Below are 9,115 nucleotides of genomic sequence, written 5' to 3' on the forward strand. Positions count from 1 at the left end.
TGACTGCATTACATACAGATATAGCACAGGCTATATTGTATAGCTATGGCTATTTCGTTAATTTTTTGTGCTTGCTTAGGGATGGTTTACAATGTGCGCTCTCGATACCGGGCGCTGGAAGCGTCACCCCACTGAGGAAGTACAATGAACCGTCGCGCAGGTAAGCCAACCATTAAAAAAACGACGCAGCTGGTGAATGTTGAAGAACATGTCGAAGGTTTTCGTCAGGTCCGTGAAGCGCACCGGCGTGAACTGATTGATGATTATGTTGAACTCATTTCCGATCTGATTCGTGAGGTTGGTGAAGCGCGCCAGGTCGATATGGCCGCCAGGCTGGGGGTGTCGCAGCCTACTGTGGCTAAAATGTTAAAACGCCTGGCCTCCGTGGGCTTAATTGAAATGATCCCCTGGCGCGGCGTGTTTCTGACGCCGGAAGGGGAGAAACTCGCGCAGGAGAGCCGCGAGCGCCATCAGCTTGTCGAGAATTTTTTACTGGTGCTGGGCGTCAGCCCGGAGATCGCCCGCCGGGATGCGGAAGGCATGGAACACCACGTCAGCGAAGAGACGCTGGTGAAGTTTCGCGAATTTACCCTTAAATATGGTCCCTCCGCTGAATGAAAATCCCTGGACTGCAGGCCCTGGCACGCGATCGTTTCTTCCATCTCTTACTCATCATTGGCGCAGGGTTAAGTCTCTTTGTGCCGTTTGCCCCACACGCCTGGCCCGCCGCGATTGACTGGCGCACCATCATTACCCTGAGCGGCCTGATGATGCTCACCAAAGGGGTCGAGCTGAGCGGCTATTTTGACGTGCTGGGTCGTAAAATGGTGCGTCGCTTTGCCACCGAACGCAGGCTGTCCCTGTTTATGGTGTTCTCCGCCGCGCTGCTGTCGACGTTTCTGACCAACGACGTGGCGCTGTTTATCATCGTGCCCCTCACGCTTACGCTGCGTAAGCTGTGCGAAATCCCGGTTAGCCGGCTCATCATCTTTGAAGCGCTGGCCGTCAATGCCGGCTCGCTCCTGACGCCGATCGGCAACCCGCAAAATATCCTGCTCTGGGGACGTTCCGGCCTGTCGTTCGCCGCCTTCACCTGGCAGATGGCCCCGCTGGCGCTGGTGATGATGCTGTCGCTGCTGGCGGTATGCTGGTTTGCGTTTCCGGATAAAAAACTGCAGTACCACAGCGGCACGGCGGGCCCGCAGTGGCAGCCGCGCCTGGTGTGGAGCTGCCTCGGGCTATACATCGTCTTTCTGTTCGCGCTGGAGCTGAAGGTTGAGCTGGCGGGCGTTCTGCTCGTCGCCGCAGGCTTTGTCGTGCTGGCGCGCCGCGTGCTGGTCAGCGTGGACTGGACGCTGCTGCTGGTCTTTATGGCGATGTTTATCGACGTGCATCTTCTCATCCAGCTTCCGGTGCTGCAGAACGTGCTGCACGGCGTCAGCACGCTGTCTCAGCCGGGGCTGTGGCTGACGGCGATCGGCCTGTCGCAGTTTATCAGCAACGTGCCTTCCACCATTCTGCTGCTCAACTACGTTCCGCCCGATACCCTGCTGGCCTGGGCCGTTAACATCGGCGGGTTTGGGCTGCTGCCCGGCTCGCTGGCAAACCTGATTGCCCTGCGTATGGCTAACGATCGTCGTATCTGGTGGCGCTTCCATCTCTGGTCAATTCCTATGCTGGTATGGGCCGCGGCGATCGGTTTCGGACTATTCCTTCTCATATAGTGCGCAATTTGTCAGTTTTTCCTGGCAAACGTATAGCAACGTCCTAGCTTTAGTGAACGGCATAGCGTGATGCCGCTCACTGACAGGACCGTTGCTGAACTATGGCTGAAGAACAAAACCCGCCTGCTGACGAGCAGGACAAAAACAATAATGAGCGTAAGCGCCCGGGCAAAAAACCATTAATTATCCTCGGCATTGTCGTGGTGGTGATGGTCATTGTGGCCCTGGTCTGGTGGCTTTTAACCCGTAACGAAGAGACGACAGACGACGCCTTTACCGACGGCGACGTGGTGACGATTGCCCCCAAAACGGCGGGCTACGTCACCGAGCTGCGGGTGCGCGATAACCAGCGCGTGAAAAAGGGCGATCTGCTGGTGGTCATCGATCCGCGTGACACCACCGCACAGCGCGATCAGGCCCAGGCCCAGCTTGGCCTGGCTATCGCCCAGCTGCATCAGGCCCAGGCGCAGCTGGCGCTCTCAAAAGTGCAGTATCCCGCCCAGCGTGACGAAGCCAAAGCGCAGGTGCTGAAAGCGCAGGCCGATCTGGCGAACGCGCAGGCGGAGTACCGTCGCCAGCGCGGCGTCGACCCGCGAGCGACCACCCAGCAAAGCATTGATTCCGCAAACGCCCAGCTGCGCAGCGCCCAGGCTGGCCTGGCCAGCGCGCAGGCGCAGCTGGAAGTGGCAGAGCAGGTACAGCTGCAAATCCGCCAGCAGGAAACCAACGTGGAAGCGCGCGAGCGTCAGGTTGAGCAGGCTAAAGCGCAGCTGGAAACGGCCAACCTGAACCTCTCCTATACCGAAGTCCGCGCCCCGTTCGACGGGTTTGTCACCAAACGCAACGTGCAGCCCGGCACGCTGGTGCAGGCGGGCACCGCGCTGTTCTCGCTGGTTTCCACGAACGTGTGGGTGGTGGCGAACTTCAAAGAGTCTCAGCTTGAGCGCATGAAGCCCGGCGACAAGGTCACGGTGTCCGTTGACGCGTGGCCTGACATGGCGCTTGAGGGCCACGTTGACAGTATTCAGCAGGGCAGCGGCTCGCGCTTCTCTGCCTTCCCGGCAGAAAATGCCACCGGTAACTTTGTTAAAATCGTGCAGCGCGTGCCGGTGAAAATCGTCATTGATAAGGGACTCGATGCCAGCAAACCGCTGCCGCTGGGCCTGTCGGTGGCGCCGAAGGTGACGGTCGAATGACGGATCACGGCCACGACAGCTGGAAACCCGCCAGCAATCCGTGGGCGGTGGCGATTGTCGTCACCCTGGCGGTGTTTATGGAAATTCTGGATACCACTATCGTCAACGTGGCGCTGCCCCACGTGGCGGGCTCGCTCTCGTCCAGCTATGACGAATCTACCTGGGTGTTAACCAGCTATCTGGTGGCGAACGGCATCGTGCTGCCCATTTCGGCGTTTCTGAGCCGGGTGTTTGGCCGCAAGCAGTTCTTCCTGATCTGCATCGTGATGTTCACCGTCTGCTCGTTCCTCTGCGGCATCGCCACCGAGCTGTGGCAGATCATCCTGTTCCGCGTGATGCAGGGCTTTTTTGGCGGCGGGCTGCAGCCCACGCAGCAGTCGGTGCTGCTCGACTACTTCAAGCCGGAGGACAGGGGCAAAGCGTTCGGGCTTTCTTCCATCGCGATCATCGTTGCGCCGGTGCTTGGCCCGACGCTGGGGGGCTGGATCACCGACAACTACTCCTGGCGCTGGGTGTTCTTTATCAACATTCCGGTGGGGATTGTCACGGTGCTGGCAATCTATCAGCTGCTGGAGGATCCGCCCTGGGAGAGCAAGTCAAAAGAGAAGCTGAGCATCGACTGGACGGGGATCGGCCTGATCGCCCTGGGGCTCGGCTGTCTGCAGGTGATGCTTGACCGAGGGGAAGATGAGGACTGGTTTAACTCGAACTTTACCCGCACGTTCGCGGTATTAACGCTGATCGGCATCATCGGCGCGATTTACTGGCTGATGTATGCCAAAAAGCCGGTGGTGGATCTGCACTGCATGAAGGACCGCAACTTCGCTATCTCCAGCCTGCTGATGGCAGGTATGGCGATGATCCTGTACGGCAGCTCGGTGGTGATTCCGCAGCTGGCGCAGCAGGATCTGGGTTACACGGCGACGTGGTCAGGGCTGGTGCTGTCGCCCGGCGCGGTGCTGATCGTGCTGACCATCCCGCTGGTATTGAAGCTGATGCCGGTGGTGCAGACGCGCTGGATCATTGCCTTTGGCTTTACCTGCCTGGCGGTGTCGTTCTTCTGGTCGCGCACGCTGACCCCGGATATCGACTTCGAAACGCTGGTGCTGTTCCGCAGCGCCCAGTCGATCGGGCTGGGGTTCCTGTTTGTGCCCCTCACCACCATTGCCTTTATTTCGATCCCGAGACGGCTTAATGCCGACGCGGCGGCGCTGTTCACCATGTTCCGCAACGTGGCGGGTTCGATTGGGATTTCGCTGTCGACGGCGGCCATCACCGAACGATCTCAGGCGCACAGCGCGCATCTGGCGTACCACGCCTCGCCGTTTAACGAGCAGTTCCAGCTGGCGATACGCGAAAGCGCGCAGGCGATCCAGAACTTCACCACCCAGGTGGGTGACCCCACCGGCATCGCCACTGGACGCCTGTACCAGACCATGATTGAGCAGTCCCGTTTTCTGGCCTACATCGACGTCTTCACCATCCTGAGCGTCGTGGCCCTGTTGCTGATTCCGTTTTGTTTGTTGCTCTCGCCGGTTAAGAGCGAGGGGAGTGCAGGAGCACATTGATGATACACAGACGTTTACACCCCCTGATGATAATGATGCTGCTGGTGGGCTGCGCCGTTGGGCCGGACTACCAACAGCCCGCACCACCTTCCGTCACGCACTGGAACGATAAGGGCGACAGCGCGGTGAAATCGCAAACGTCCTCCGCCGCGACTAACCCGCGCTGGTGGAAGACCTTCGGCTCGCCGCAGCTGGACAGCCTGGTGGAACGTGCCATCGCCGGGAACCTGACCCTGCAGCAGACGGTGCTGCGCATCGCCGGGGCGCGCGAGCAGATTAACCAGGCGGGCGGGGCGTTTTACCCGTCGGTAAACGGCAATCTGCAGGCGACGCGCCAGCAGCTCGGCCTGGAAGGGGAGCTGAAATCCCACGGCGTATATGATCAGGTGGATAGCATCGATCCCAACCTGAAGGGCGCGCTGGGCCCGCTAACGCAGCCGATTAACCTCTACCAGGGCAGCTTCGACGCCCAGTGGGAAATTGACCTGTGGGGCAAGGTGCGCCGTCAGGTGGAAGCCGCCGAAGCGCAGCAGAAAGCCGCTATCGAGCAGCGTAACGACGCGCTGGTGTCGCTGGAGGCGGAAGTGGCGCGCGCATGGCTGCAGCTGCGCGGGGCGCAGAGCGTTATCGCCACGCTGAATACCCAGATTAAAAGCGCCCAGCAGACGCTGGATCTGACCGAAAGCCGCCAGCGGGGCGGGCTGTCGCCGCAGATGGACGTGGAAAACGCCCGGGCGCAGTTAGGCAACCTTGAAGCACAGCTGCCGCAGTACCAGGCGCAGGAGCGGCAGGCGATGAATGGCCTGGCGATCCTGCTCGGCAAGCCGCCGGGCGCGCTGGATGCGGAATTGCAAAGCGTACAACCGATGCCAGCCTTGCCGGATATCGTGCAGACCGGCATACCGTCGACGCTGGCGCGACGCCGTCCGGACGTGCGCGAAGCCGAGGCGAACCTGCATGCCGCCACGGCGCAAATCGGCGTTTCGGTGGCCGAGCTGTTCCCGAGCTTTACCCTCTCCGGGCAGTTTGGCCTGCGCAACAGCGAAACCAACTGGCTCACCGACTGGAGCAGCCACTTTTACAGCTTCGGCCCGCAGGTCTCCATCCCCATTTTCCAGGGCGGACGGCTGGTCTCCAGCGTCAAGGTGGCGCGCGCGCAGCAGGGGGCGGCGGTACTGGACTATCGCCAGACGGTGCTCACCGCGCTTGGCGATGTCGAAAATGCGCTGGTGAGCTATCGCACCGACCAGCAGCGTGAAGCAGGGCTGGCAAAAACCATCGACGCTCTGCAAAACGCCTTCGATCTGGCGAGCGACAGCTACCGCCAGGGGATCGCCAGCTTTATCGACGTGCTGGACGCCCAGCGTCAGCTTGCCCAGGCCCAGCAGCAGCGCGCGCAGGCGCAGGTGCAAAGCGCGCTCGATCTGGTGGCACTCTACAAGGCCCTCGGCGGCGGCTGGGAACCGTATCAGCAGGTGCAGTTACCGGATTACAGCGTCTTTGGCGACGCCCCGCGCGGATAACTATTCAGAGGATTGGGCAAGAAACGGACAGGAACGCCACATTCGCGATGGCCGAGGGGCGGGTATAACTATCGGGTACCCCTTAAACGACATGCGAGGATTATCTTATGCGTTATCAAAAACTGGGCAATACCGGTCTGTTCGTTTCTGAACTGTGCCTCGGCACCATGACCTTCGGCGGTGAAGGCGGCATGTGGGGCAAGATTGGACAGCTCCAGCAGAGCGAAGCAGAACAGCTGGTGGGCCGCGCGCTGGATGCCGGGATCAACTTTATCGATACTGCGGACGTCTATTCGGAAGGGCGGTCGGAGGAGATCACCGGTCAGGCGCTGAAGAACCTGAAGATCCCCCGCGAGAACGTGGTGGTCGCCACCAAAGTGTTCGGCGAAACGGGGACGGCAGGGGTGAACTCGCGCGGCAGCTCGCGCTATCACATTGTCAGCAGCGTGAAGGAGAGCCTGCGCCGCCTGCAGCTCGATCATATCGATCTCTACCAGCTACACGGCTTCGACCCGGCCACGCCGATTGAAGAGACGCTGTACGCGCTGGATAACCTGGTGCAGCACGGCCACGTGCGCTACATCGGCGTGTCGAACTGGGCGGCGTGGCAGATTGCCAAAGCGCTGGGCATTTCCGAGCGGCTCGGGCTGGCGCGCTTCGCCTCGCTGCAGGCGTATTACACTATCGCCGGGCGCGATCTGGAACGCGAGCTGGTGCCGATGATGCAGAGCGAAGGCGTCGGGCTGATGGTCTGGAGCCCGCTGGCGGGCGGCCTGCTGAGCGGGAAATATGGCCGCGACGGGCAGAGCGAAGCCGGTGGTCGCCGTCTGGAGTTTGACTTCCCGCCGGTGAATAAAGATCGCGCCTTCGACTGCGTGGACGTGATGCGCGTTATCGCCGAAAGCAAGGGCGTCTCCGTCGCGCAAATCGCGCTGGCGTGGCTGCTGCATCAGAAAGCGGTGACCAGCGTCATCATTGGTGCGAAACGCGTTGAACAGCTGGACGACAACATTGCCGCAACCGGGATCCGCTTAAGCGAGGACGAGCTTAAGCAGCTTGATGCGGTGAGCGCGCTGCCGCGGGAATATCCGGGCTGGATGCTGGAGCGGCAGGGGGAGTATCGCCGCAACCAGTTAGCGCAACAGTAACCTTCCTTGCCAGCGGTATTGCATAGCGTTTTACCGGATAGCGGATTTTGCTAGTTTACCGCCCCTGAGCCTGAAGGCCAGGGGCATCTCTTCTGGCAGCCGGTCAGCAGAGAGAGGCTGACCAGTACTGCGGTGAATCTCCTTTTCATTGGTTTTCCTTACCATTGTCCGTACGGGTAGGTTTTGCCTTTGATAAACTCCGGCGTTTCTCCGTAGTAAGCATAACCATATGGGTGCTGAGTAATTCCCTTACAGGCATCCAGCTTTTCACCGGAAAGCGTGGTGAGCCGCTGCGGCTCTACCGGCAGGTTCTCGCCAATCCCGCTGTTCTGCAGCCAGACACGCACACGGCCTTCCGGGGCCAGGCCAATCAGCAGGGTGTCGTACCACGTGGTCCCGTATGAGTCCTGGCCTGTAGGGGTCAGCATTCTGGTCCTGAGCGACGCCGGAAAGACTATCCGGGTCTCATAGGTCTTCTTGTCGATGACCGAATCCCAGCAGAACAGCATCATCACGGGCGGGTGGCGCGCCTTGTTAAACTGGGCATGCCGCCGCACCTCGTTATTCCATGTTCCCACGGTAACGGCACTTGGCTGCACTGCATCCAGCGTCCGGAAGGTATACACCACCCCCTTCTCATCAATCACCAGCGCCTGCGTGACGGAGGCATACAGTGCTTTCGGGGTGAAGAAAGCAAAGTCCCATTTTCCGTAAGGCATTCCGCCCGTCTCTTCGGGGGTGGCAGGCCCTACGGTGTGACAGCCGGTCAGCAGAGAGAGGCTGACCAGTACTGCGGTGAATCTCCTTTTCATTGGTTTTCCTCACCATTGTCCGTACGGGTAGGTTTTGCCTTTGATGAAATCTTTTGTCTCCCGATCGTATCCGTCAGGCACGGTATAACTGAAATTAATGCGAGGTGGAACATATTTGCAGGCATCCAGTTTTTCACCGGACAGCGTGGTGAGCCGCTGCGGCTCTACCGGCAGGTTATCATTCCCGCCACGGCTGTTCTGCAGCCAGACACGCACACGGCCTTCCGGGGCCAGGCCAATCAGCAGCGTGTTATACCAGGCGGTAGCGCCGGCTGTGGTCTTGCCGGTCGGAATTTGCATTCTGGTCCTGAGCGACGCCGGAAAGACTATCCGGGTCTCATAGGTCTTCTTGTCGATGACCGAATCCCAGCAGAACAGCATCATCACGGGCGGGTGGCGCGCCTGGTTAAACTGGGCGTTCCGTCGTACCCGGTTACTCCATGTTCCCACGGTAACGGCACTGTCCTGCACGGAGTCCAGCGTCCGGAAGGTATACACCACCCCCTTCTCATCAATCACCAGCGCCTGCGTGACCTCGGCATACAGTGCTTTCGGGGTGAAGAAAGCAAAGTCCCATTTCCCGTAAGGCATTCCGCCCGTCTCTTCGGGGGCAGTGGGTGCCACTGCCTGGCATCCTGTGAGAGTGGTTAAAATTAAAAAAAGCCCTAACCCGCGTTGTTTCAAAATGATTCTCCATCCATGTTATAGCGCGTACGCCGCCACTCTTCATCGGGGCGATTAACAAAGCTGATAAGTTCAGCCAGTGCGGCACCGCCCTGAATCTCACCGCGGGTATTTCTCACCACGGGGTTCCAGTTAGCAGAGCAGTGGATATATGAACGAGCCAGAATATTTATTTCCTGCGGGGTAAAAGCAGGCGGCACTTTGCCATCACGTGCCGCTTTTCCCATCTGCAGAGCTTTGTCACACGAAGCTGAAAGCTCAGAAGGAAAATTCAGTACCTCGTCATTATTTGTCATAGCTTTGAAATTCACCCCCGCCTCTTTAGCCGCCTCGATCATTACCCGCAGTACCACCTTTGCCCAGTCGTTACGAATTAACCGGTTTCGCAGCGTCAGCGCCGAAAAACTGCGTTTCTGAAACTGCCCGTAGCGATCCGGCGGCAGCCGGTCGTCATACCAGG

The 9,115-nt window shown here is 59.6% G+C and carries 8 protein-coding genes and 1 pseudogene; 6 read left to right on the top strand and 3 right to left on the bottom strand.

The features are described from left to right. Window positions 1–144 precede the first annotated feature (144 nt). From mntR to ACMWKK_RS06440, 6 genes are all read left to right on the top strand, one after another. Window positions 145–618 carry a manganese-binding transcriptional regulator MntR gene (mntR, locus tag ACMWKK_RS06415; RefSeq protein WP_008501176.1) on the top strand — a complete coding sequence of 158 codons (474 nt, stop codon included), beginning with the start codon at window positions 145–147 and terminating at the stop codon, window positions 616–618. Continuing rightward, complete coding sequence (locus ACMWKK_RS06420) at window positions 615–1,724, top strand: anion transporter (protein WP_045327434.1); 1,110 nt, start codon at window positions 615–617, stop codon at window positions 1,722–1,724. The genes mntR and ACMWKK_RS06420 overlap by 4 nt, the downstream gene beginning before the upstream one ends. A gap of 101 nt (window positions 1,725–1,825) precedes the next feature. After that, window positions 1,826–2,920: an HlyD family secretion protein gene (locus ACMWKK_RS06425; RefSeq protein ID WP_112781331.1), complete on the top strand. Its 1,095-nt coding sequence runs from the start codon at window positions 1,826–1,828 to the stop codon at window positions 2,918–2,920. After that, on the top strand, window positions 2,917–4,488 hold the full coding sequence (locus ACMWKK_RS06430; protein ID WP_045327430.1) for a DHA2 family efflux MFS transporter permease subunit: 1,572 nt from the start codon (window positions 2,917–2,919) through the stop codon (window positions 4,486–4,488). Before ACMWKK_RS06425 ends, ACMWKK_RS06430 begins: the two co-directional genes overlap by 4 nt. Further along, a complete protein-coding gene (locus ACMWKK_RS06435) occupies window positions 4,488–6,011 on the top strand; it encodes an efflux transporter outer membrane subunit (RefSeq protein WP_112781332.1) in 1,524 nt (507 codons plus the stop codon). Before ACMWKK_RS06430 ends, ACMWKK_RS06435 begins: the two co-directional genes overlap by 1 nt. Window positions 6,012–6,118: 107 nt before the next feature. Further along, window positions 6,119–7,159: an aldo/keto reductase gene (locus ACMWKK_RS06440; RefSeq protein ID WP_112781333.1), complete on the top strand. Its 1,041-nt coding sequence runs from the start codon at window positions 6,119–6,121 to the stop codon at window positions 7,157–7,159. Between the two features lie 158 nt (window positions 7,160–7,317). Here ACMWKK_RS06440 and ACMWKK_RS06445 read toward each other — a convergent pair whose 3' ends face one another. From ACMWKK_RS06445 to ACMWKK_RS06455, 3 genes and pseudogenes are all read right to left on the bottom strand, one after another. Next, complete coding sequence (locus ACMWKK_RS06445; protein WP_327643370.1) at window positions 7,318–7,971, bottom strand: DUF2931 family protein; 654 nt, start codon at window positions 7,969–7,971, stop codon at window positions 7,318–7,320. Window positions 7,972–7,980: 9 nt separating this feature from the next. After that, window positions 7,981–8,658, bottom strand: a complete 678-nt coding sequence (locus ACMWKK_RS06450) for a DUF2931 family protein (protein ID WP_406542765.1) — start codon at window positions 8,656–8,658, stop codon at window positions 7,981–7,983. Then, a pseudogene (locus ACMWKK_RS06455) lies at window positions 8,652–9,115 on the bottom strand (type VI secretion system tube protein Hcp); the annotation flags it as partial. The gene ACMWKK_RS06450 and the pseudogene ACMWKK_RS06455, both read right to left, overlap by 7 nt.

Source organism: Enterobacter sp. 01-M-03-SI-ECC (assembly GCF_047530215.1).
Taxonomy (GTDB): domain Bacteria; phylum Pseudomonadota; class Gammaproteobacteria; order Enterobacterales; family Enterobacteriaceae; genus Enterobacter; species Enterobacter chengduensis.